The 23,592-nt window shown below is 70.8% G+C and carries 17 protein-coding genes; 1 reads left to right on the top strand and 16 read right to left on the bottom strand.

The features are described 5' to 3' along the window. Nucleotides 1–3: 3 nt before the first annotated feature. Genes ACWEIJ_RS13300 through ACWEIJ_RS13290 form a run of 3 tightly spaced genes read right to left on the bottom strand, consistent with a single transcriptional unit; the run spans nucleotide 4 to nucleotide 4,819 of the window. Nucleotides 4–1,611: a thiamine pyrophosphate-binding protein gene (locus tag ACWEIJ_RS13300; protein WP_449837408.1), complete on the bottom strand. Its 1,608-nt coding sequence runs from the start codon at nucleotides 1,609–1,611 to the stop codon at nucleotides 4–6. Next, a complete protein-coding gene (locus tag ACWEIJ_RS13295; RefSeq protein ID WP_449837407.1) occupies nucleotides 1,608–3,656 on the bottom strand; it encodes an acetate--CoA ligase family protein in 2,049 nt (682 codons plus the stop codon). Before ACWEIJ_RS13295 ends, ACWEIJ_RS13300 begins: the two co-directional genes overlap by 4 nt. Further along, nucleotides 3,653–4,819, bottom strand: coding sequence for an acyl-CoA dehydrogenase family protein (locus ACWEIJ_RS13290; protein WP_449837406.1), 1,167 nt, complete (start codon nucleotides 4,817–4,819; stop codon nucleotides 3,653–3,655). The genes ACWEIJ_RS13295 and ACWEIJ_RS13290 overlap by 4 nt, the downstream gene beginning before the upstream one ends. Before the next feature lie 290 nt (nucleotides 4,820–5,109). On the opposite strand from ACWEIJ_RS13290, the gene ACWEIJ_RS13285 reads away from it, so the two are divergent. After that, complete coding sequence (locus tag ACWEIJ_RS13285; RefSeq protein WP_449837405.1) at nucleotides 5,110–8,346, top strand: nSTAND1 domain-containing NTPase; 3,237 nt, start codon at nucleotides 5,110–5,112, stop codon at nucleotides 8,344–8,346. Nucleotides 8,347–8,349: 3 nt separating this feature from the next. On the opposite strand, the gene ACWEIJ_RS13280 is transcribed toward ACWEIJ_RS13285, so the two are convergent. The 13 genes from ACWEIJ_RS13280 to ACWEIJ_RS13220 form a co-directional block, all read right to left on the bottom strand. After that, nucleotides 8,350–11,130: a M48 family metalloprotease gene (locus ACWEIJ_RS13280; RefSeq protein ID WP_449837404.1), complete on the bottom strand. Its 2,781-nt coding sequence runs from the start codon at nucleotides 11,128–11,130 to the stop codon at nucleotides 8,350–8,352. A gap of 64 nt (nucleotides 11,131–11,194) precedes the next feature. Beyond that, nucleotides 11,195–11,521: a GntR family transcriptional regulator gene (locus ACWEIJ_RS13275; protein ID WP_449837762.1), complete on the bottom strand. Its 327-nt coding sequence runs from the start codon at nucleotides 11,519–11,521 to the stop codon at nucleotides 11,195–11,197. Nucleotides 11,522–11,619: 98 nt separating this feature from the next. Further along, nucleotides 11,620–11,925, bottom strand: coding sequence for a hypothetical protein (locus ACWEIJ_RS13270; RefSeq protein WP_449837403.1), 306 nt, complete (start codon nucleotides 11,923–11,925; stop codon nucleotides 11,620–11,622). A 16-nt stretch (nucleotides 11,926–11,941) separates the two neighbouring features. After that, the gene (locus tag ACWEIJ_RS13265; protein WP_449837402.1) at nucleotides 11,942–13,240 is read right to left on the bottom strand and encodes a nickel/cobalt transporter; all 1,299 of its coding nucleotides are present in this window, start codon (nucleotides 13,238–13,240) and stop codon (nucleotides 11,942–11,944) included. Next, nucleotides 13,237–14,268, bottom strand: coding sequence for a tetratricopeptide repeat protein (locus ACWEIJ_RS13260; protein WP_449837401.1), 1,032 nt, complete (start codon nucleotides 14,266–14,268; stop codon nucleotides 13,237–13,239). Before ACWEIJ_RS13260 ends, ACWEIJ_RS13265 begins: the two co-directional genes overlap by 4 nt. A gap of 15 nt (nucleotides 14,269–14,283) precedes the next feature. Then, nucleotides 14,284–15,696: a DUF4331 domain-containing protein gene (locus ACWEIJ_RS13255; protein ID WP_449837400.1), complete on the bottom strand. Its 1,413-nt coding sequence runs from the start codon at nucleotides 15,694–15,696 to the stop codon at nucleotides 14,284–14,286. A 58-nt stretch (nucleotides 15,697–15,754) separates the two neighbouring features. Then, nucleotides 15,755–16,123, bottom strand: coding sequence for a 3-aminobutyryl-CoA ammonia lyase (gene kal, locus ACWEIJ_RS13250; RefSeq protein WP_449837399.1), 369 nt, complete (start codon nucleotides 16,121–16,123; stop codon nucleotides 15,755–15,757). Nucleotides 16,124–16,149: 26 nt separating this feature from the next. Next, entirely contained in the window at nucleotides 16,150–16,905 is a 756-nt protein-coding gene (kamE, locus tag ACWEIJ_RS13245; protein ID WP_449837398.1) for a lysine 5,6-aminomutase subunit beta, read from the bottom strand. Further along, complete coding sequence (gene kamD, locus ACWEIJ_RS13240; RefSeq protein ID WP_449837397.1) at nucleotides 16,898–18,475, bottom strand: lysine 5,6-aminomutase subunit alpha; 1,578 nt, start codon at nucleotides 18,473–18,475, stop codon at nucleotides 16,898–16,900. The genes kamE and kamD overlap by 8 nt, the downstream gene beginning before the upstream one ends. 4 nt (nucleotides 18,476–18,479) lie before the next feature. Then, a complete protein-coding gene (locus ACWEIJ_RS13235) occupies nucleotides 18,480–20,027 on the bottom strand; it encodes an amidohydrolase (RefSeq protein WP_449837761.1) in 1,548 nt (515 codons plus the stop codon). After that, nucleotides 20,020–21,030 carry an L-erythro-3,5-diaminohexanoate dehydrogenase gene (kdd, locus tag ACWEIJ_RS13230; RefSeq protein WP_449837396.1) on the bottom strand — a complete coding sequence of 337 codons (1,011 nt, stop codon included), beginning with the start codon at nucleotides 21,028–21,030 and terminating at the stop codon, nucleotides 20,020–20,022. Before kdd ends, ACWEIJ_RS13235 begins: the two co-directional genes overlap by 8 nt. Before the next feature lie 70 nt (nucleotides 21,031–21,100). Further along, nucleotides 21,101–22,594 carry an alpha-amylase family protein gene (locus ACWEIJ_RS13225; RefSeq protein ID WP_449837395.1) on the bottom strand — a complete coding sequence of 498 codons (1,494 nt, stop codon included), beginning with the start codon at nucleotides 22,592–22,594 and terminating at the stop codon, nucleotides 21,101–21,103. Further along, nucleotides 22,591–23,550: a TIGR03885 family FMN-dependent LLM class oxidoreductase gene (locus ACWEIJ_RS13220; RefSeq protein WP_449837394.1), complete on the bottom strand. Its 960-nt coding sequence runs from the start codon at nucleotides 23,548–23,550 to the stop codon at nucleotides 22,591–22,593. Before ACWEIJ_RS13220 ends, ACWEIJ_RS13225 begins: the two co-directional genes overlap by 4 nt. Nucleotides 23,551–23,592 lie beyond the last annotated feature (42 nt).

Raw genomic sequence — 23,592 nt, 5'->3', positions numbered from 1 at the left:
GACTTATGCGCCCGCCAGATCTCCCACCACGTGGATCACGGTCGGACGGTCGGCGGTGAAGGCCTTGCGCAGGGCCGCGGCGAACCGGTCCTCGTCGTCCACCGTCACGCCGTGGCAGTTGAGCCCCTTGGCCACCTTGACGAAGTCGACGCCGGGCAGGTTCACGCCGTGCACCGGTTCGCTGCGATCGACCATCTCTCGGCGGATCTCGCCGTAGCCGCCGTTGTCGCAGATGATCACGGGTAGCGGCAGGCGTTCCTGGGCCGCGGTGGCGAGCTCGGGGAGGGTGAACATCACGCCGCCGTCGCCGTGCAGGGCGATCACCTGGCGGTCGGGGGCGCCCATCTTGGCGCCGATGGCCGCGGGCAGGCCGTAGCCCAGGGTGCCGAAACCGGTTGGGTACAGGAAGCTCGCCGGGCCTTCGAGGGGCAGGTTGGACAAAGTGCCGTAGTAGCAGGCCATTGCGCTGTCGGCGGCGACGATCGCGCCGGGGGCGAGGACTTCCCGCATGGCCTCGACGAGCGGGAGCCAGGCGGCGCCTTGGGCACGGGCGTGTTTGCGGAAGAGCTTTTGCCAGCGTTCGGCGCGTTTTGCCGGGTCCTGCGTGGACTTGGCCTTGCCCAGGCGTTGGTCGAGGGCGGCGACGGTGGCCTGGGCGTCGCCGACGAGGCGGTAGTCCGGGAGGGCGTTGGTGATCATCTGGGCCGGGTCGACGTCGATGCGGATCAGGTCGCCGGTGAACTTCAGCGGGCCGTTCCAGAGGTCGGTGGAGGCCAGTTCGGTGCCGATGGCGATGACGACGTCGCATTCGGCCACGAACTCGGCCACGGCTTTGTGGTGCAGGCCCGCGCCGATGGAGAGCCGGTGGTGTTCGGAGAAGGTGCCTTTGCCGTTGGCGGTGGTGACGACCGGGGCGCCGAGGCGTTCGGCCAGGGCGGTGATCTCCTCGGCCGCGCCCTTCGCGCCGCCGCCGACGATCAGGCCCGGCTTTTCCGCCGCGTTGAGGCGGCCGGCCGCCGCGGCGATGGTGACGGCGTCCGCCGGTGGGTGGGCCACCAGGACCGGGGCCACCTCGCTCGCCCTGTCGACGGCGTCGATGAGGTCCAGCGGGATCTCCAGGTGGGCGGGGCGGGGGCGGCCGGACGTCATGTGCGCGAACGCCTGGGCCACGGCCAGCGGGATCTCGGCGACGCTGTGGACCCGGTTCGAGTAGCCGATCGCGGCTTCCAGTGCGGCGCTTTGGTGCCTGACCTCGTGCAGGGTGCCGTTGCCTCGGCCGGGGTGGCGCAGGGGCATGCCCGGCGAGATCAGCAGGACCGGTACGGAGTCGGAGTACGACTGGGTCACCGCGGTGAGCGCGTTGAGCACGGCCGGGCCGCTCGTGGTGAGGCAGACGCCGACCTTGCCGGTCACGCGGGCGTAGCCGTCGGCGGCGAACCCGGCGCCCTGCTCGTGGCGGGGCGTCACGTGCTTGACGTGGTGCTCGGCGAGGTAGCGGTAGATGCCGAGGTTGTGGGTGCCGGGGATGCCGAACAGCAGCTCGGTGCCGTGCGCGACGAGTGCGCGCACGAGCGCGTCACCCCCGCTGATGCGAGGAACGGTCATGCTCATGCCACGCGTTGTCCGCTCGTATCGTTCACCGCGTCCCCCGAAGGGATGATCAGCGCGTCGACCGCCATCACGCCGTCGGGACCCACGCGGACGGGGTTCAGCTCGATCTCGGCCAGGTCGGATCTGGCCGCGAGCGTGGCGGAGATCCGGGCGATCACCTCGGCCAGCGCGGCCAGGTCGGTCGCGGGGGCGCCGCGCCAGCCGGACAGGAGCGGGGCGCAGATGAGGCGGGCCAGCATCTCCCGTGCGGTGGCCGGTGTCACGGGTGCGAGCTCGATCGCGGTGTCCTTGACCAGCTCCGCGTGGACGCCGCCCGCGCCGACGAGCACCACCGGGCCGAACGAGGGGTCCCGCCGCGCGCCGATGATCAGCTCCACGGTGTGTTCTCGAGTGTCCATCTCTTCGAGGACGTAGGTGCCGGGGCCGAGCCTGGTCTCCATCTCCTCGAACGCCGTGGCCGGGTCGGTGAGGTTGATCCGCACACCGCCGTGCTCGCTCTTGTGCGCCAGCCAGTCGGCTTTCAGCGCGTACGGGCCGTCCAGGGGCGTGGCCTTGACCTCGGCGGCGCTCGTGACGGCGTGCGCCCTGGGGAACCGGACGAAGCTCAGCAGCTCGCGTGCGGCGAGGTAGCCCGCCTGGTACGGCAGGCTCACGCAGGGGTCCCCTCCGAAGGGGTCCCCTGATTCAATTCTCCCAGCCGGCACCGACAATTCCGGGCCGCCCGCCCGTCCGCCGCCCGCCCACCACAGCGCACCGAGCCGGGCCGCGTCACCGAGCGCGGTCACCGTCCGCTCGATCGTGTGGTGCACGGGCACGCCGCCGGCCCGGAGAGTCCGCACCGCCGCGGAGTCCGGGCACATGCTGTGCACGGCGACCAACACGCCGGTTTCCCTGGCCAGCAGGCACGTCCGGGACGCCACCGCGACCTCCGCGGCCTCCAGCGACGGCGTGTCCGCTCCGTAGCTGCCGAAGTAACCCGACAACACGACGGTGTCGACCTCGCCCCCGCGCGCGAGCACCTCCACCGCGCGGGCGTAGTTCCAGAGGTCCCGCTCCCCCGCCCCGGCCAGGTCGACCGGGTTCCGCGCAACCGCGGGCAGACCGTCCACTGAGGACAGTGGTGGCACCAGAAGTCCCGCCGCCACCGCCAGATCCGCCGCGATCGCTCCCTGCCCGCCGGAGTCCGAGACGATCCCGACCCGCCGCCCGCACGGCACGCGCGAGGACAGGACCGCCGCCAGGTCCACCAGGGCGGCAGGTGTCGCCACCCGCACGGCACCGGCACGACGGCACGCCGCGTCCACGACGTCCAAAGAGGATGTCAGGGCACCGGTGTGCGAGCGAGCCGCTTCACGACCGACGAAAGAAGACCCGACCGTCAGCAACACCACCGGCTTCCCGGCGGCACGCAGTTCGGACATCGCCGCGACGACCCCCGGTCCGAAGCTCTCCAGATACACGCCGACGACCGTGGTCAGGTCGTGCGAGACCAGGTCCACCAACGCCTCCGCGGCCGTCACGTCGGCCTGGTTGCCGACCGACACGAACCGCGACACCCCGAGGCCGGACGCCGCCGCGAGCCCCGCGATCTCCAGCCCTACCTGCCCGCTCTGCGACACCACCCCGAGCGAACCGGGCTGGAACCGTCCCCACGCGAGGTGCAACGACGTCGCCGCGTCGAACACGCCCAGGCAGTTCGGCCCGAGCAGCCGCGCCCCCGCCGCCCGGATCCGGCCGATCACGCGCTCGTCGATGCCGGACGTGATGCCGACGAACCCGCGCACGCCGACGGCCAGCGCCTCGTCCACCACGGCGGGCACGTGCGCCGCGGGCACCGCCAGCACGACGAGTTCCGGCGCTTCGGGCAGCTCCGACAGCGACCGCACGGTCGGCACCGACAGCACCGGGCCGCCGCCGCGGTTCACGAGGTGCACGGCACGTCGTGATCGTCCGGCCAGAGCGCCGCGAGCCAGCCAGTGCCCCCACTTGGCGGGATCGTCGCTCGCCCCCACCACGGCGACGGACGAGGGGTCGGAGAAGATCATCTCGCACCGACACCGCGGGAGATGATGAGCCGCTGGATGTCCGAGGTGCCTTCCTCGATCTCCTCCAGCTTGGCGTCCCGCATCCAGCGCTCGACGGGGTACTCGCGCGAGTAGCCGTAGCCGCCCAGCGTCTGCACCGCCGCATGCGTGCACCACATGGCGTTCTCCGAACCGACGAGCTTCGCCATCGCGGACTCCTGCGCCACCGCGTGCCCCTCGTCGTACAACGTCGCCGCGCGCACGGTCAGCAGGTGCGAGGTGTCCACGCGCGTGGCCATGTCGGCGAGCCGGAACGCCACCGCCTGGTGCTGGATGATCGGCACGCCGAACTGCACCCGTTCGCGCGCGTAGTCGGAGGCGAAGTCCAGCGCGGCGCGCGCCAGCCCGGTCGTGGCGGCACCGATGAGGATCCGCGAGGCGTCGAACGTCCGCATCAGGCCGGCGAACCCCTGACCTTCGGCACCGAGCCGGTTCTCGACCGGCACGCGCACGTCGTCGAGGAACACCTCGGCGTTGACGATCGCCCGCTGCCCCATCTTCCGCAACGGCGGCCCGACCGTCAGCCCCGGCGTGTCCCGGGGCACCACGAAGGCCGTGACACCGCGCGACCGCAACGACGGGTCCACCGTCGCGAAGATCACGAACATCTCGGCGTAGGGGGCGTTGGAGATCCAGGTCTTCTGTCCGTTGAGGACGTACCCGGAACCGTCGCGCCGTGCCGACGTCCGGATGCTCGCCGCGTCCGACCCGCTGCCGGGCTCGGTGACGGCGACGGCGGTCAGCGGCGGCGCCGCGGTACCGAGCGGACTGAGGAACCGTTCCTGCTGCTCGGGCGAGCCGAGGTGTTCGACGGGTGCGCTGAAGAAGCCGTTGGACGTGAGCAGGTTGCCGATGCCGATGTCGCCGTGGCACAGCTCCTGCTGCACGAGCGCCTGGGTGAGCAGGTCGGTGACGCCTCCGCCACCGAACTTCTCCGGGATCATGAACGAGGTCAGCCCGAGCTTCGAGGCCTTCTCCCACACGTCGAGCGGCGACTCGATGTCGGCCTCGTCGACGGCGCGCCCCCGCGGGCGGATCTCCGCGGCGGCGAACTCGCGGGCCAGCTCGACGAACTGCTCCTGTTCGGCCGTGAGCCGCAGCCCGTCCCTGACGGTCCGCCCCATCTCGCACCCCTAAATTGACTGACGAATCAGTTATTCACGATCCACGGGGCAGCCTAGCTCTGTCAAGACGCATCAGCAGGGTCGCGAACGGGTGATCGATGGGCCCCGGAACAGGCACCGAGCGTGTGACGAGAGGTCACGCCGTGACCCTTTCGCCGCAGCGGCTCGCGCCTTCAGGGGGCGCGGCACGAGCATTCGGCCGATCGGTGGAAACGCCCCCGCGGAGGTATCCGGCCGTGCCATGGTCCTTCTTGATCACTGCGGGGGGGATCACGCTGGGGAGGGGATCCGTGAGTCCGTACCTGGGGCCGGGCCGTTCAGGAGCCGAGGAACTGCGCGCCGCGGCGGCGAGACCGGGCCGGCTGATCCTCGTCGGCCCGGCCGGCTCGGGGAAGACGTCCCTGCTGCACACCTGGCTGCCGGCCGAGCAGGAACGGTCCTGGCGCGCGATCACTCCCCTCACCGGCACACCCGACCCCGTGGACCTGCTGGTCGTCGACCAGTTGGAGGAGCTGTTCGCGCTGGACCGCAACGAGCGCGAGGCGTTCCTGAGGGCCCTCAACGACAGCACCACGGTCGTCATGGCCCTCGACGCCGGCTTCTACCGGCAGGCCGCGGAACACCCGGTGCTCGCGGAAACGTTGCGGGACAACCAGTTCCTGGTCGAGCCGGGCACACCGGCCGAAGCCGGTCCGGACGTCGAGCCGCTCTACGCGGAGTTGCAGGCGCACGAACAGGAAGCCGCACGGCGCATGCTGCCGCGCCTGGTCCGGCTCGGCGACGGCAGCCCGGACCTGCGGATCTCCGTCCCGCTCGACGAACTGACCGCCGGTCTGCCGGACGCGCAGGCAGGGCAACGGGTTCTCGGCCTGCTGACGGAAGCGGGGTTGCTCACCAGGACCGGGAACGCGGTGCGGATCAGCCGCACCTGGCCACGGCTCACCGAATGGCTCGACGCCGAACGCGACTGGCAGCACGCACGCCGTCAGTTCGCCGCCGACGCGCAGCGGTGGCACGACGCCGGACGTCCGAAGTCCCTGCTGTACAGGGGAGATCGGCTCGCGGAGGCGAACCGTCGTGCTGCGGCGTCCCCGAGCCGGGCCACCGACCTCGACGCCGTCACCACCGCGTTCATGGACGCTTCCTGGCGCGGCGGGCAACGGAGGCGCAGCCGCGGGCGGGCGGTCGTCGCGGTGCTGGCCGTGCTCGCGGTCCTGGCGCCCGCCGGGCTGGTGGGCGCGGTCAAGTTCGCGCGGCAGGCCGAGCAGGCCCGCGACCGCGACCTCGCGCGGTTCCTCGCGGCCGAGGCGGAGTTCCTGCGCGACCGCAAACCGGGGCTGGCCAAGCAGCTGAGCGTGGAGTCCTACCGGCTCGACCGCGACGCGGGCCGGCGGGCGATGCTCGACAGTCAGCGCACGCCCGGTGTCATCGCCGACGAGAAGGTCGTCACGGACGTCGTCGGCAACGACAAGCTCCTGGCGATCATCGCGGTCGACGAGATCATGCTGCGCGCCGGCGAACGGTCCGGGCGAATCGGGGACATCACCACCGGCGCCGTCGCGGTGAGCAAGGACGGCACCAAGCTGGTCGCGGCGCACTTCACCGGCACCGACGCCAAGCAGGGAGCCCTGCGGTTCTACGACGTCACCGACCCGTCACGCCCGCGGCAGACCGCGGAACAGAAGATGCCCGCGGTGATCCGTGCGCTCGCGTTCAACGACGACACGCTCTACGCGGGCACGAACGCGGGCGCGATCCTGATCTGGGACCTCGCCGACCCCGGCACGCCGAAACCGCTGCCGCCGCTGGAGGGGCACGGCGCACCGGTCGACTCGCTGGCCGTCGCAGCACGGGGCGGCCTGCTCGCGTCCACGAGCACGGACGGGCAGATCCGGCTCTGGGACGTCGTCGACCCGGCTCGCCCCGAACCCGTCACCACGCTGACCGGCGCACCGTTCACGACACCCCGCAACGCCAGGGAACCGCTGCACCGCGTGGCCTTCGACCCGACCGGACGGCTGCTGGCCACCCCGGCCGCACCGGACGCGCCAGGCCCGGACGTGTGGCGCCTGGACAAACCGGACGCGCCACAACGGATTCCCTACGCCGACGAAGGCCACTTCGGCACCAGCCCGTGCGACACCGAGTCCGTGCTCTCGCTGGCGTTCAGCCCGCACGGCACCCAGCTGGCCGTCACGTGCGGCTCGAAGTGGAAGGTGCTGAGCTACACCACCGATCCGGCGCCGGGAGTGCTGTCGAAGGCCGCGACGACGGACCGCGGCGACCTCCAGCCGGGTCCGGTCCTGTTCGACCCGGCCGGACGACGGCTGCTGCAGGTCGACGCGGCCGGCGTCTACGTGTGGGACGTCGGCAACCCCGACCAGCCGGGCGCGAAGGGCTTCCTGCCCGGCGTCCCGGGCACCGGCGCGCAGCTCGCGTACCGCAAGGCGCGCGACCGGCAGCTCGTCGCCGTGCAGAACCCCGGCGCGAACACCCTGTGGGACGTGAGCGATCCGGCCAAGCCGCGGCAGCTGTACAACGCACCGGCACCGGACATGTTCACCGGCGCATCCATCGCGTTGAGCGCGAACGGCGAACTGCTCGCTATGCCCGAGCTGTACGACAACGGCAAGTCGGTCGGGGTCAGCCTGCGCAACACCGACAACCCCGATGGCCCACCGCTGGCCATGATCGAGGACCTGGACAACGGCATCAGCGAGATCGCCTTCAGCCCCACCAAGCCCTTGCTGGCCATCTCCGACGTCAACGGCCTGGCCAAGAGCAACCAGACCCCGGCGAGCCTGCGGTTGTTCGACCTCGCGAACCCCGCGCAGCCGCGTCAGATCGCCAAGCTGCCCATCGAGGCGTGGAGCGTCGAGTTCTCCCCGGACGGCGCGGTGCTCACCGTTCTGGCGCGCGGCGAGGTCGCCGCACTCCCCTACGACCCCAACGCCGGCAAGCAGCTGCGCACCCTCGACCTCAGCGATCCCGCGCACCCCACCGAACTGTGGCGCAAACCGCTGCCGCAGGGACTCAGCGCCGAGTTCACCTACAGCCCGGACGGATCGCTCTTCGCCGCCCTCGACTCCACGCAGACCCTGCGGCTGTGGCGGGTGAAGGACCACCGGCTGCCCGGCAACGCGGTCAAGGCGGCCGTCGGCAACCGCAGGGTGAGCGGCGGCAAACTGACGTTCAGCCCCGACGGCAAGCGCGTGGCGTTGATCGGCATGGAACAACACGGGTCGACGTTCACCACCCGCCCGGAGATCTGGGACGTGGCCGATCCGGACGCCCCCGTCCAGCAGTTCCACCTGCCGGGCGGCGAGTACGAGAACTACTACGACCTCGCGTTCAGCCCGGACGGCGGCACGCTCGCCGTCGTCCGCTCCGGTGCCGGCGTCGACCTGTGGGACACCGATCCCGACCACGTCATCACCGGGATCTGCAACGCGGCCGGCGATCCGATCACCGAGCAGCAGTGGCGGCGCTACCTGCCGGGCAAGGACTACCGGCCGCCCTGCGGGTGAGCCTCAGCCGTCCTTGACCTGGGCCAGCCGGTCCAACGCCGCGTTCGCCTCCGACACCGCGCCGGTCAGCTCCTCCAGGGCACGGAGGAGCAGTCGCTCGGGGCCCTGGTCCAGCGCGTCCACGCAGTGGGCGCTGCCGCGTTCGGCGAGCTCGATGTACCGGCTCCAGTGCTGCTGGGCGACGGCGTCGGGCGCGCGGAAGTACCGCGCCGCGTCGCGCGCGATCTGACCGAACTCCGTGCAGGTGGGGCGCAACGGCGACACGTCGACCGGGCCGGTGGAGGAGCCGAGCGCGGTCAACGTCGCCGCGTGGCGCCTGAGGGTGTCCTCGAGCCGCTGGTTCAGTTCCTTGCCGCCGTGGAGGTTCCACGCGTACACCTGCGCCGCACGGGTGCGCGTGGGCACCTGCACGGCCCCGGGAGGTGAGAACAGCGCCGCGACCTGATCATCGCTCACCTCGCCGGGCCGCGCCCGCAGCACGACTCCGGTGACGGCGATCGCGGCCGCCGCCGCGCAGAGGACCGCGATCACGCGCCGGCGCGCGGCCAGCGTGCCGGGTGCCCGCACCGCAACCGCGGGCGTTCGCCGGACGGTCGCCACCACACCGGCGGCCACGAAGGCCGCGACCGCGCCGACCACGACCACCGGGGCGAGCGTGATCCGGAGAGCCAAGCCGGACATCCCGAAGTGCGGCCCGCACGTCGACTCGACGGTGCTCAGCGCTTCGACGCAGCCGTCGAGGGACATGAACGCCAACGCCAGCGCGGATCCCACCACCGCCGTCGTTTCCGCGCCGATCAACGCGCAGAGCAACCGGTAGCCGCCCGCCCGCGCCGCGGCCACGACCGCGGACGTCGCCGTCACGACGAGCAGCACCATCAGGACCGACGTCTGGTAGGAGAGCGCGAAGAGCGCGCCTGACCCCGCTGGCAGCGGCCGCCACGTGTGCAGGTACGCCTGCAACCCCAGCACCGCGACGCCCGCCAGCGCGCCACCGATCAGGCCGGGGAGCAACGCCCGGCGCAGCGGCGGTATCGGCGCCTCCGCGACCACGACGACCCCTGACGCGTCGAGGGTGCCGCGCAGCCACCGCGGTGTGCCGTCCGCGGTCCGGACGGTCCACGCCAGCAACGGCACGATCCACAGCGCACTCACCGACGCGAGGACGAACGCCGGGGCGGACAGGCCGTCCAGCACCAGCAGACCGCGACCGGCCGCGGCCAGCACGAAGGCGTAGTCCTCGGCCGGACCGCCCAGGCCGCGCACGAACACCTCGCGGATCTGGTCGGCGCCGATGGGCAGGCCGAGCGCGTACGGCACGCCGTTGCCCAGCCACCAGACGAACCACGACGCCAGCGCGAGCCACGCCGCGCCGAGTGCGGCGGCCGTCGTCACCCAGGTCGCCTTCCGCACGGTCGCCCACAGGCGGGCGCACTGACTGATCCACCACGTCACCGCCGTGGCGGCCAGCACGACGAGCAGCAGGGTCTCGGGGTGGCGGGGCAGCCACTCGCCGACGGCGACCCGTCCCAGGAACACCTCGCCGAAGGCGAGCCCGAACCCGAGCCACAACCCGATTCGCGCGCCCGGCGGCACGGGCCGGGAGGTCTGCACGGCGTGCACGACGGCTCGCCACAACGCGATCCCGACCACTCCGACGACCAGTCCCGAAGACACCAGCATCAGCGCCTGGACGGTCCAGTCGCGAAGCAGGCCCTCCTTGGCCAGGTACGTCAGCACGTAGTCCAGCACCTGCGAGTTCACCACCGCCGCGGCCACCCCGGTGAGGAACATCGGCAGGGCGCGCAGGCCGAACAGCTCGGTCGTGCCGGCCAGCGCGGCACGGCGCAGGTCCACCCGCGGATGGGTCCGCCACAGCTCGGTGAACGACGCGAACCGCCCGCGCGGCCCGGCCGCGGCTCCGTCCCAGACGCGGTGGGGCGCGCCCCACCTCGCCGCGGCGAGATCGGCGCACACCTCCCGGCTGCGCAGCACGTCCGCGCGCGCCAGGTAGACCAGCACGACCAGCAGCACCACCAGGAAGATCCGGCGCACCGCGACCGGCTCGTCCGCCGACCACCAGGACGGCTGGACGGTCGTCACGACGACCCACACGGTGTACGGCAGGAGCACCGCGCCGAGGAACATCCGCCACAGCGCGACGGTGACGTAGTGGAGGGTGACGTCGCCGTTGCGGATGTGCGCCAGCTCGTGCAGCACCACGCCCCGGAAGTGTGCGGGATCCTCCGTCGCGAGTCCCAGCAACCCGGCGCTGAGCCGCAACGTCGGCCGCCGGTTGCTGCCGTACACGACCACGCCCCTGGTGGGGTCGGTCACCAGCCGCGGCATCCGCACCAGTCCCGCGGCCGCCTCGGCGACCAGCCGGTGCGCGACGTGCTCGTCGTCGAGCGGCTTCACGAACCGCGACCGCGACCGCCACGCGGGGATCAGCCGGACCAGGACGACGGCCCCGAGCAGCACGACAACCGGCCATCCCAGCACCACCCACCACGGTGGCGGCGGTTGATAACGCGCCACGCACGCCTCGTACGCGCGCATCTGCTGGACGAGCACCTGCTGGATCTGGAAGCTGCCCCCGTCGGGATCGGCACCGCCGGCCAGCACGCACCCCACGCCGTCCGCACCCGAGACGCCGCCGACGACGTCGCGCATCATCGAGCCGCTCGCGACGAACAGCAGCACCATCAACAGCACGAACCGCACCGTGGTGCCCGCACCGATCACCCGTTCGTCCGCGCGCCGCGCGACCGCCCCCACCGTCACCTGAGCCAGTGTGCTGACTCCTGCGCGCGGACGAACGGGTTCGGGTGCGGAACACCCCAACGGATCAGGGCCGCAACGCCGCGCGGACGATCTCCAGGGCTTCCTGCGACGACAGGCCCAGTTCCGCGGACATCGCCGCGTACTGGGCCGCCGCCGCGCGGACGCGTTCCCGGTTGTTGTCGCCGTTGGCGCTCACCACGGTGCCGGCGCGGCCCCGGGTCTCGACGAGGCCCGCCTCCTCCAGTTCGCGATAGGCGCGGGCGACCGTGTTGACCGCCAGTCCCAGGTCTTTCGCCAACGCCCGCACCGTAGGCAGTTTGGCGCCCACCGGCAGTTCTCGATTTGAGATGGCGTGCGCGTAGTGCACCCGCACCTGCTCGTACGGAGGCATCTCTCCGTGGTGGTCGATCTTCACTGCGCCCCATCCTCCCCGCATGTAACTACCTCTGTATTGACCAACGGAGGAATGCGGCGGAGGTTGCGGTCGAATCAGCGGAGATTGGTCTGGTCCGCGCCCATCTGCACGTAGAGCTTGCGCCAGCCCTGGTCCGCGGCCGTAGCTCCTTTGCCGTCGCAGTAGGGCTTTGAGCCGTTGGACGTGTAATAACGCAGGATGGACAACGAGACCACGGTGTCCCAATTACCCTCGTCGAAGTACTCCTCCCCCGGCGTCTGGTCCTGGTGTTTCATGCAGGCGATGTCGGACTGCCGTTCGTCGTCGAACTGAGCAGCGGCCGCACCTTGCGAACTGCACGCGGTCAACGCGAGCGCCGCGCACACGATGAGCTTTCTCATGACCCCTTCTTCCTGATCAACCGGCCAGCGCGCGCGTGGCCAGACCGACTCCGACGAGCAGGACGAGTGCCGCGGTGCCCATCGGCGTGAAGTCCGCGTACCGGCGGAAACGGGCCAACCGCGGCCCGAAGCGGTCCCGCAGCGACACCAGCAGCAGCCCGGCGGCGGTGAGCGTTGCGGCCATGCCCAGGCCGTAGGCGAACACCAGCACGATCCCGAACCACGTGCGGCCCAACGCGATCGCGCCGAGCAGCACGACGAGCGCGGACGGGGAGGGCACCAGCCCGCCCGCGACCCCCATGCCGACGAGCCCCGCCCGGCGGTGCCCATGACCATGGCCGTGACCGTGCCCATGGCCGTGGTGGTGCCGCATACCACCACGGGACCGCACCGCCGAGCGGAGCAGCACTCCTCCGATCACCGCGACCAGCAGACCGCTCGCCACGCCGAGCCAGCGCAGCACTGACTCACCGGCGATCGCGCTGGACGCGCTGAGCAGCAACCCGAGCACCAGCACCCCTGCCGTGTGGGTGATGGTGACCGTGGCACCGACGAGGAGTGCGTCGCGGCGGGTACCCCTCGAACCCGCCAGATAGGCGGCCATCACGGTCTTGCCGTGGCCGGGCAGCGCGGCATGAGACGCGCCCAGCACCAGAGACAGCAGGACCGCACCGATCCCGACCACCGGGGTGAGATCACCCACCAGGCCGACGGCCGCCTTCGTGGCCTTTCCCAGCGCTCCGGGCGGGGTGACGACCGTCCCCTCGCCCGGTCGTGCGACGAACCGCACCGCCCGCACGTTCAACGGAGACGACAGCAGGTCGTCCGGGTACCTGCGCAGCTCGTTCGTGACCGACTCGGCCGGCGCGCCCGACACCGCGACGTCGACCCCGACGACGGTGATCTCGCGCCAGCCGGGCTTGTCCTTGAGGTACGAGTCGCTGAACGTCACCTCGACCTCGCCGCGCACCGGCAGCGTCGCGGTGTACTCGCAGGTCAGCCGCATGGTCGGCAGGCCGGCGTCACCGGGCGGGCGCACGACGTCCGCGTCGCGCACCTCGAACCGCACCTCCTGCTCCTCGGCCATGGCGTTCAACGACTTCGCCCGTTCCGCGCACCGCTTGCGGGCGTCGACGAAGTCCCGGTCCTGCATGGTCGGGATCTCCGCACTGTCCACAACGGACCGCAGCTCGATCCGGTCCGGGAACATCCGCAGGCCGTCGTAGTGGTTCACGCTGAGGTTGCTCAACGGGTGCGCCCGCGCGACCCCGCCCATCAGCAGCATGCCGAACACCACCAGGAGGAACACCCTCATCGCGGACTCCCCAGGATCGCCTCGCGGTGCCGCAGGACCTCCGGGTCGCGCCAGCCCAGCGCGACCGCCTTGTCCGAGTACGGCAGCGCTTCCGCGGAACGCTTGTTCACGTGCAGCGCCCACGCCATCGCATCCGCGGTGAAGACGCTCTGCCGCTTCGCCCACTCCTTCTCGGCGTACCGCAACGCCTCCGCGGGAGCACCGTGGTCAGCCGCGATCAGCGCCGCGGTGAGGTCGTCGCCGCCGAGAGCGCGCAACTGTTGCAGCGCCAGGTCGTACTGCGCCCGTGCTTCCTGGGGCTTGCCGGTCCGGTCCAGCGCCCGGCCGTACTTCACCAGGTACTCGGGCGACGGCACCTTCGCCACGAGGCCGCGGTAGACCTCCAGCGCCTCCTCGTCGGTCCGTCCCTTCAGCTCATCCAGGTGGAAGCGGCAGAACTCCTCCTCTTCGGGAGAAGCGGCCGACTCCAGCGCCCGGTTCAACGCCTCGCGCGCGTCGTCCACCCGGCCGTGCAGCTCGAAGTGGTAGGCGGCGCGGGTGAACGAGGCGACGCCCGGCCGCAGGTCCAGCATGCGTTGCAGCGCAGCGGAAGCACCGGTGTCGTCGCCGAGCTGCGTGAGCGCGTCGACCAGCACGCCCTGGGCGGGCGCGGAGTCCGGCAGCGCGGCCACCGCGCGCTGTCCCCAGTCGCGGGCGGCCGCGAAGTCGTGCCTGGCGTTGGCGAGCGCGCCGCGGCCGATGAACGCCTCGCCGTTGCCCTCCGGCTTGAGCCGCAACGACTCCGTCAGCGCGCGCTCGGCGCGAACGTAGTGCTGGGCGTCGAAGGTGACGCGGGCGAGCTCGACGTGCGTGGCACCGAGCCGTGCCCACGAGGCGGCGTCGTTGGGGGTTCTGCGGAGCTTGGCCTGCAACGACTCGGCGGTGCGCTGCAGGGAGGAGGTCTGCGTGGCGGCGGGTGTCGCCGCCTGCGGGGAGGCGCAGGCGGCAACGGCGAGCAGAGCTGCCAGCAGCGGAATGGTCTTCCACATCTGAGGCACCTCTGCTTAGCGGGAGTTGACCGCCCTGTTGCCGGGCAGGCCGACGTACGGGAACCTGTCACCGAAGCGGACGTCGTTGCCGTTCACCCGGTCGCCCTTGGCCAGCGCCGGCACGAGCTTGCCGGTCTGCGCCGCACCGACCACCGCCTGGATCTCGATGTCCACGACGTCGTCGGTGAGCCGGCGGCCGTTCGGGAACCCCTGAAGGTCACCGCCGAGCACGCCGAGCCGGTTCGGGTTCTTCGTGACCGGCGTGGACATGTTGAGCCGCAACATCTCCGACGGCGCGAACCGCTTCGGGTCCACGTCGGCGTTGTTCAGCTGGGAGTTGAGATCCGCCTTGACCGGCCCGCCCGCCTTCGTGGTGATCCCGGTCAGGAAGATCTCCACCAGGTCGGCCCGCGGCGTCTTCGGCGCCGGGATGCCGTAGATCTGCTGGATCAGCCGCGCGAGCTCCGGGTCGTTCACCCGGTCCAGCAACGCCTGCACCTTCGCGTCGTTGACCGGTTCCAGGCCGTTGAACGCGTCCTTGATGGCCGCCGACGACACGACTTCGTTGACCAGCGGGTTGCCCAGCCGCGACACCTGCACGAACGGTCCCTGCGGGGTCGCCCTGCCGGGGTCGAGCCTCAGCGTGCGCCGCTCGGTGTCGCTCCACACGCCGATCACCGGGTTGCGCTTCGGGTCGCCCTTCAGCGCGAGCATCGTCTTGGGCACCTGCAGGGCGATGGTGTTGACGTTGTAGCCCATCAGGGTGTCTTGGTTGACCTCTTTGAGGTTGCCGCCGTACAGCAGGTCGAACACCCGCAGGTCCAGGAAGAACGGGTCCTCGGCCGGTCCGACGTAGACCTGGCCGCCACCGGGGATCCTGGTGGTCGCCTGGTCCCTGATCGCACCGAAGTCCGGGAACGACGCGGGACCGGTGTTGGACGGTGCCGCACGGCCGTTGCGCACGAGCGGCGTGCTCTTGTTGCCCTCGACGAGTTCGAGGTCGTAGTTCTGCCGGAACAACAGGTTCTCGTCGTTGATCGACGTGACCGGACCGTTGTTGTAGAGGAAGGTGTTCGCCCTGCCGCGCCGGTCGTCGGTGCTGAACGTGAACCGGAAGGTCTTGTCCGGCACCGCGTCACCGTCGGCGTCGATGTTGAGGTCGTACCTGGCCTCGGTCGCCCACGGGTAGAAGTTGGGGCCACCGTTGGGTTCCTGAAGTCCGAACCAGTTCGCCACGAGCGTGACCGTGTCGGGTCTGTCCGGGCTGGTGAAGGCGTAGACGTCGGTGTTGTCCACGGCCGGATCCGCCGCGATGAGAGGTGCCTCGCGGTGGCTGGAGGCTTGTGCCGCCGGTATCGCCGCGGCTGCGGCGACCACGGCCGCGGCGAAGGCACCGCGCCGTAATCGCTTCTTGTTGCTGGATGACATTGTCCTGCTCCCTTCCCACGGCCGGGGATTCGGAAGCAGGACGTCTGCCGGTTCGAACTTATTCCGCGGCTTTCGGAGCGACGACGGTGCCGCGGGCGCGCGTTACGACGATCGGCTCAGCCAGCACGTCCGCCGCCGAGGGCCCGCGATCGGGAGCCGACCGGCACACCACCCGTGCCTCGAACTCGATCTCGCGCGAGCGCTTTCCTATGCGCACCAACGTCGCCGTGGCCTCGATGACGTCACCGGCCTGGATCGGCGCCGCGAACTCGACCGAGCTGTACCCCGCGAACAGCCCTTCGTCGGAGTCCGTGTGGATCAACAGCTCGGTGGCGACGTCACCGAACATGCCGAGCCCGTAGGCACCGTCGACCAGGTTGCCGCCGTAGTGCGCATGCGAGTGCGGCACGTAACGGCGGTGTGTCACCGAAAAACCTTCGACCAAAGCCCCGCTCACGCGGCGACCCCCTTCTTCTCCTGCATCGCGTGCACCAGGTAGCTCGCGACCTCACCCGGCGTGGTGCCGCGTGAGAACACCCTGTCGACCCCGAGCTCCGCGGCCATGAGCGGGTCGAACCGCGGACCGCCCGCCACCAGCAGCGGCCGCCTGTCCCCCATCGCCTCGCGGAACGCCGCGGACATCTCCTGCGTGTTCAGGATGTGCGCGTCCCGTTGCGTGACGACCTGCGAGATCAGCACGGCGTCGGCCTTCTCCGCACGGGCCCGGCGAACCAGCTCCGGCACGCTCACCTGCGCGCCGAGGTTCACGACCTTCAGCTCGCGGTAGTACTCCAGGCCCTTCTCGCCCGCGAAGCCCTTGATGTTGAGGATCGCGTCGATGCCGACCGTGTGCGCGTCCGTGCCGATGCACCCGCCGACCACGACCAGCTTGCGCCGCAACACCTTCTTGAGCGTGGTGTTGACCTCGGCCGGGCTGAGCAACGGGTACTCGCGCTCGACGACCTTCACCTCGTCCATGTCGACGATGTGCTTCACCGAGCCGTAGACGACGAAGAACGTGAAGTCGTCGCCGATGGGGTGCGAGTGGACCACCATCGCGGGGTCCATGCCCATCTTGTTCGCGAGCTGCTGCGCGGCGCCGTCCGCCTTGGGGCCGAACGGAACCGGCAGCGTGAACGACGTCTGGATCATGCCGTCGCCGGTGGTGTCGCCGTAGGGCCGCACGTACCTGGTCGGTGTTTCAGCCATTTCGGGTCGAAGCCTCCAGCATCTCACTCGCCGGGTTGAAGTAACCCTCTGCCTTCTCCACGACCCCGTCCGCGCCCTTGCCCTGGTCGGCCGGGCGCTTCATCAGGCCGAACGTACCGTCCGCGATGGCGTTGAGCAGCCCGTCGTCCACGATCCGCTCCAGCAGGTCCACGGCCTCGCCGAGCACCTGGTGGGCGCGCTTGACGATCAGGCCGTCCGGCGCCGGACGGAAGTCCTCCGCGAGGTTGCCCGCCGCGTTGAGCACGTACCGGACGTTCTGCAGGGCCAGGTCGCGGTCGGACAGGAACGGTGTCACGACCGCCTCGGTCATCATGCCGACGAGCAGAATGGACTGTCCGGTAAGGACACCCGCGAGGTTGAAGAACCCGTCCAGCAGATAGCCGTTGAACACGTCGCCGGTCATGTGCTTGGTGGGCGGCATCCACTTGAGCGGTGCGTCCGGGAAGAGCTCGCGGGCCAGCAGCGCGTGCGCGAGTTCGAGCCGGAACGAGTCGGGCACCTTCGGGTTGATCTCGAAGGCGTGCCCGAGGCCCAGCAGGTGGTCGGGCAGTCCCGCCTCGTGGGCGAAGTGCTCGTTGAGCAGTTGCGACACCGTGACGGTGTGCGCGGCGTCGACCGCGTCCGCGGTGGTGAGGTAGTTGTCCTCGCCGGTGTTGATGATGATGCCCGCGCGGGCGTGGACCTGGCGGGAGAAGCGCTGGTCGACGAACGTGCGGATGGGGTTGATGTCGCGGAACAGGATGCCGTACATCGAGTCGTTCAGCATCATGTCCAGGCGCTGAAGTCCCGCCAGCACAGCGATCTCCGGCATGCACAGCCCGGACGCGTAGTTGGTCAGCCGCACGTACCGGCCGACCTCCTTGGACACGTCGTCCAGCGCCGCCCGCATGATCCGGAAGTTCTCCTGGGTGGCGTACGTGCCCGCGAACCCGTGGTGCGTGGCGCCTTCCGGCACGTAGTCGAGCAGGCTCTGGCCGGTCGAGCGGATCACCGCGATGACGTCGGCGCCCGCGCGGGCCGCGTTCTGGGCCTGTACGACGTCCTCGTCGATGTCGCCGGTCGCGACGATCAGGTAGATCCACGGTCGTTGCGCCGGGTCGCCGAGCCTGGCGACGAGCTTCTCGCGCTGGGCCCGGTTGCGGTCGACGGTCTTCAGGCCCTTGGCGACCGCGGACGTGGCGGCCTTCTTCGCGGCCGTCAGCTCCTTGCCGGTGGGGATCCGGAACTGGATCTGCCCCGCCGCCGTGGCCTCCGCGAGCTCGGTGAGCGTGCCGAGGTCGTGCTGCCTGAGCGCGTGGAACGCCGGCAGCACCACGCCGTGCTCCAGTCCGCACTGCTCGCGAACCGTGTCGATCACCCGATTGACCCACGGCACGTCACCGGCGCGGTGGGTGGAGTCCGCGCCGGTGATGCCGGCCAGGCGAAGGGTGGCGCGCTCGACGGCGACGGTGGTGTGCGCCTTCGCGATGGACACCACCGGTTCGGCCGCCCGCGCCGCCAGTTCGCGCGCGGTGGCGACCACTTGCGGGTCGAGGTCGAGCAACGCCATGAAGTCACTTCCTTTCGTAGATAGTCCGGCCGTTCAGCACGGTCCGCACGCAGACGGGCGCGGGCCCGGTCAGGTCGGGCAGCCCGGGCACGCCCGAGCGGGGATCGGTGGACCAGCGCTGCACCCGCGAGTCGCTGGCCGCCACCACGAGGTCACCGGTCTCCCACACCGCGTAGGTGGCGGGCGCACCGGGCTGCAGCGTGCCGGTCAGACCGTCGTCCACACCCGCCGCACGCCAGCCACCACGTGTGTGGGCGGTGAAGGCGGCGCGTGGCGAGATGCCGTGGCCCTCGGTCTTGTGGTGCACCGCGGCGCGCACGGCAGCCCACGGGTCGATGGCCGTCACGGGCGCGTCCGAACCGAACGCGAGCACCACGCCCGCCGCCGCGAGCCGCGAAAAGGGATTCAGCCCCACTCCGCGTTCGGCACCGAGGCGCTGCACGTACATCCCGGTGGGCCCGCCCCACTCGGCGTCGAACAGGGGCTGCACGGAGGCGATGACGCCCCACCCGGCCAGCAGCTGGGCCTGCTCGGCGGTGACCATCTCGACGTGTTCGAGGCGGTGCCGCGCGGATGCCAGCGTGGGCGTGCCGAGGCTCTTCTCGGCGATCGAGAAGCCCTCGATCACGGCGGCCATGCCGGCGTCGCCGATGACGTGGAAGCCCGCCTGCACGCCAAGTTCGGTGCACTTGACCAGGTGGTCGGCGATCTGCTGACCGGTCAGGTAGAGCGCTCCGGACGTGTCCGCGTCGGCGTAGGGCTCCAGCAAGGCCGCCGTGCGGGAGCCGAGCGCGCCGTCGACGAAGTGGTCACCGGCCAGGCCGCGCACCGCGACGCCGGGCAGGTCGTGGGCGCCCCAGTAGGCGACGACCTCGGGGCCTTCGGCGTGCTGGAGCAGCTCGCGCAGGTCGTCCTCGCCGGAGATGTCCGGTCCGGCGCACTCGTGCACGGACGCGATACCCATCGACGCGGCGTGACGCAGGAACGCCAGTTGGGCGGCCTGACGCTGTTCCGGCGTGATGGCGGCTTTGGCCGTGCGGCGCACGTGGTGGTGGGCCGCACGCGAGAGAGGGCCGTCGATGGAGAAGCCGTCCGCCGCACGGGCCTCGTCGGTGATCAGGTCCGACGAGACGAGGGCCGAGTGCACGTCGATGCGCGACAGGTAGACGGTCTTGCCCTGCGCCGCCTCGTCGATCTCCGCGCGCGTCGGCGGCCGGTTCTCCGCCCAGCGGGTCTCGTCCCAGCCGTGCCCCCACACCAGCGGGCCGTCGGCCGAGCGCACGAGCTCCAGCAGTTCGGCGACCGAGGACGTGCGGGTCAGGTCGAGGCCGGTCAGCAGCAGGCCGGCGCTCGTGGCGTGCACGTGGGCGTCGACGAACGCGGGCGCGACGAAGGCGCCGTTCAGCTCGACGACCTCGGCGCCGGGGTGCAGCGCGCGGCCGACCGAGTCCTGTCCGATCCACACGACGACGCCGTCCGTGACGGCCATGGCCGTCGCATCCGGTGCGTAGATGCGGCCACCGACCAAAAGTTGCGTACTCACGTCACGCAGTCTGCCGTTGCTCGAACAACGCCCGCACACCCGGCTGGGTCCTGATCAGGTCCAGCGCGAAAGCGGCGTGACCTGGCACATAGCCGTTGCCGACCAGCATCTCGACGTCCGCGGCCAGCCCCTCGGCCCCGAGTGCCGCCGCGCTGAACGACGTGGCCATGGAGAAGAAGATCACGGTGCCGCCGTCCGCCGTCGCCAGGATGGCGCCGTGCTCGCATCCCGGCACGTCCACACACACGACCGTGACATCGACCTGCTTGCCGACCGCCTCGGCCACGGCGACAGGGTTGCGTGCGTCCGCGATGACGACCTCGTCCGCGAGGCCTGCCGCACGAACCTGTGCCGCCTCACGCTCGGTCGGCACCAACGCCACGAGGCGCGACGCACCGGCCTGACGTGCGGCCGCAAGAGAGAGCGAACCGGACTTACCGCCACCACCGAGCACCAGCACAGAGCCGCCGGGGTGCCTGCGCACGACACGGTCCGTCAGCGCGGGCGCCCCGCACACGTCCAGCACGGACAGCGCCAGCTCGTTGGGCAGGTCATCAGGCAGAACAGCCGCGATGGACCGTCCGAACAGCACCGCGGTCCCCCGGCACGGCACCTGCTCGTCCTCGCCGTCCCAGTCCTGCAGGCCGTCGTTGATCTTCAACGGCGTCAGGGTCAGGCTGACCAGCGTCGCGATCCGGTCGCCCGCCTTCAGCCCGAGCGGCGACTCCGGCCCGACCTCCAGCACCGTGCCGAGCAGCATGCCGCCCGACCCGGTGACCGGGTTCTGCATCTTGCCGCGCTCGGCGACGATGTCCAGCACGGCCTGCCGGACCGCGGCACCGCTGCCGTGCTGCTCCCTGAGCTGCCGGAACGAGGCAGCGTCCAGGTTGAGCCGCTCGACCGCGACGATCACCTCGTCGGCGGCGGGCACCGGTTCCGCGTCCAGCCGCCACGCCTGCTGCGGCAGGACGCCCTGCGGCTCGACGACACGGTGCAGTCCGTACGCGCTCACCTGAAAATCCTTCGGTCGACGACGCTGTCTCGACAATATCTTCACGTAGCGCGTAAAGATCCCGCAAGCTTCACTCTGAAACCAGTCGGAACCACCTGCAGTCGTACGGGCCCAGCTCCAGCTCCGGCAGGCACGAGTCACCGGTCAGGACGTCGGTCAGCGCCCCGTCCACGTCCAGCCGCACCGACAGCGGACGGTCGGCGAAGTTGTGCACAGCGATGACGGTGCCACCGTCGCACTCGGCACGATGGGCGAACACGCACGGATCGCCGACGTCGAGCACCTGGAAAGTGCCCCACGCCAGCTCGGGACACTCGCGGTAGGCCTCGATCAGCCGCCGCATCCAGGTGAGCAACGAGTCCGGCGCGTGACGTTGCCGGGCCGCCGCCTCCCAGTCCATCGGCACCCGCACCGCGAGCCGACCTTCCAGCGACAGGTCCTCGACCAGGCCGATCTCCTCGCCGTAGAACAGCACCGGCGTGCCCGGCAGCGCGAACAGCAGGCTGTAGACCATGCGGATGCGGCGGTAGTCGTCGCCCAGCATCGACGGCAGCCTGCGGCGCAGACCGCGGCCGTAGAGCTGGTGTTCGGGCTCGGGACCGAACGCCGCGAAGACCTCGGACCGCTCGTCCTCGGGCAGCTTGTCGAGGGTCAGCTCGTCGTGGTTGCGCACGAACGTCGCCCAGTGCCCGTCGCGCGGCGGCTGCGGCCGTTCCTGCAGGGCCTTGACCAGCGGGCCGCTCGACTTGCGCGCCAGCGCGAGGTACATCGCCTGCATGCCGACGAAGTCGAAGCACATGGTCAGCTCGTCGCCGACGCCCTGCCCGAAGTAGGCCATCGTGTCCTTGTACGGCAGGTTCACCTCGCCCAGCAGGACGCCTTCGCCGTTGCGCCGGTTCAGGAACGCGCGCAGGTCGGTGAGGTAGTCGTGCGGGTCGGGCAACGACAGCGCGTCCAGGCGGTCGGTGTGTTCGAGCAGGAACGGCACGGCGTCGACGCGGAAGCCGCTCAGCCCGAGCTCCATCCAGAAGCCCATGATCCGGGCGATCTCGTCGCGCACCTCGGGGTTGGACACGTTGAGGTCCGGCTGGTGCTTGTAGAAGCGGTGCAGGTAGTACTTGCCGACCTCCTCCGAGTACTCCCAGAGGCTGTTCTCCTCGTCCGGGAAGGTGATGCCCTGCGGGCCGTCGGCGGGCGGCTCGTCGGCCCAGACGTACCAGTCGCGCTTGTCCGGGTCGTGGAACCACGGGTGCTGGTCGGAGGTGTGGTTGACGACCAGGTCGGCGATCACGCGCAGGCCCCGGTCGCGGGCGGTGCGGACGAACTCCACGAAGTCGCCGAGCGAGCCCAGGCGCGGGTCGACCGAGTAGTAGTCGGTGATGTCGTAGCCGTCGTCACGTTCGGCCGTCGGGTAGAACGGCATCAGCCACAGACACGTGACGCCGAGCTCGTGCAGGTGGTCGATGCGCTCGGTGAGGCCGCGGAAACCGCTGTCGGAGAACGTCTCCGGGTCCAGGCAGTAGAGGACGGCGTTCTTCCACCAGACGTCGGACGTGCGGATCATCTCGTCACCTCCGGAAGCACGTGCTCGCCGAACGCCTCGACGAACGGGATCAGGTCCTGGCCGACGTGGTGCAGGTAGATCTCCTCGAAACCGAGTGAGGCGTAGGTGTGCAGGTTCTCGCCGTGCCACTTCAGGTCCGACGACACGTCGACGACCTTCGCGACGTCGTCCGGCGTGACGTTCTCGGCGACGACGTCGAAGTGCTCGGCGAGCTCCAGGTCCCAGCAGACCGGCGGGCGGAACACGTTGGTGCGCCACTGCTCGTGCGCGATCTTGAGCGCGGCGTCCTCGTCCGGCGCCCAGCTCAGGTGCACCTGGAGGTGGAGCTTGCCGCGCCCACCCGCGTCGCGGTACGCGTCCACGAGAGAGTGCAGCCGTTCGGGAGGCGCGTTGACGGTGATCAGCCCGTCCGCCCACGTCGCACACCAACGGGCGGTCTCCGGGCTGACGGCGGCGCCGATCAGCTGCGGTACCTGGTCCGGCAGGGTCCACAACCGGGCGCGGTCGACCGTGACCAGGCCGTCGTGGCTGACCTCCTCGCCGTTGAGCAACGCGCGGATCACGTCCACGCACTCGCGCAACCGGGCGGTGCGGACGTCCTTGCGCGGCCAGCCGTCACCGGTGATGTGCTCGTTGCTCGCCTCGCCGGTGCCGAGCGCGGCCCAGAACCGGCCGGGGAACATCGCGGCCAGCGTGCCGATCGCCTGGGCGGTGATCGCCGGGTGGTAGCGCTGGCCGGGCGCCGTGACCACGCCGAACGGCAGCGACGTCGCCTGCAGCGCGGCGCCCAGCCAGGACCAGGCGAACCCGGAGTGGCCCTGGCGCGAACTCCACGGTGAGAAGTGGTCGGAACTCATCGCGGCGGCGAACCCGGCCTCCTCGGCCCTGCGCACGGCGGTGAGCAGGCCGTTGGGGTGGATCTGCTCGTGCGACGCGTGGATGCCGTAGACGGTCATGCGCCTTCAGGTACCCCGCACAACACACGGGCGAACTTTCTT

The sequence above is a fragment of the Lentzea sp. NPDC004789 genome, assembly GCF_053601075.1.
Note: the sequence above shows the minus strand (reverse complement) of the source record. Positions and strands in the feature narration are given on the sequence as shown.

Coding starts and splice junctions, on each gene's coding strand:
- ACWEIJ_RS13270 (WP_449837403.1), bottom strand. CDS start 11,925: ATGAGAAAGCTCATCGTGTGCGCGGCGCTCGCGTTGACCGCGTGCAGT.
- ACWEIJ_RS13220 (WP_449837394.1), bottom strand. CDS start 23,550: ATGACCGTCTACGGCATCCACGCGTCGCACGAGCAGATCCACCCCAAC.
- ACWEIJ_RS13295 (WP_449837407.1), bottom strand. CDS start 3,656: ATGATCTTCTCCGACCCCTCGTCCGTCGCCGTGGTGGGGGCGAGCGAC.
- ACWEIJ_RS13290 (WP_449837406.1), bottom strand. CDS start 4,819: ATGGGGCGGACCGTCAGGGACGGGCTGCGGCTCACGGCCGAACAGGAG.
- kamE (WP_449837398.1), bottom strand. CDS start 16,905: ATGGCTGAAACACCGACCAGGTACGTGCGGCCCTACGGCGACACCACC.
- ACWEIJ_RS13275 (WP_449837762.1), bottom strand. CDS start 11,521: ATGCCTCCGTACGAGCAGGTGCGGGTGCACTACGCGCACGCCATCTCA.
- ACWEIJ_RS13300 (WP_449837408.1), bottom strand. CDS start 1,611: ATGAGCATGACCGTTCCTCGCATCAGCGGGGGTGACGCGCTCGTGCGC.
- ACWEIJ_RS13265 (WP_449837402.1), bottom strand. CDS start 13,240: ATGAGGGTGTTCCTCCTGGTGGTGTTCGGCATGCTGCTGATGGGCGGG.
- ACWEIJ_RS13225 (WP_449837395.1), bottom strand. CDS start 22,594: ATGATCCGCACGTCCGACGTCTGGTGGAAGAACGCCGTCCTCTACTGC.
- ACWEIJ_RS13255 (WP_449837400.1), bottom strand. CDS start 15,696: ATGTCATCCAGCAACAAGAAGCGATTACGGCGCGGTGCCTTCGCCGCG.
- ACWEIJ_RS13260 (WP_449837401.1), bottom strand. CDS start 14,268: ATGTGGAAGACCATTCCGCTGCTGGCAGCTCTGCTCGCCGTTGCCGCC.
- kamD (WP_449837397.1), bottom strand. CDS start 18,475: ATGGCGTTGCTCGACCTCGACCCGCAAGTGGTCGCCACCGCGCGCGAA.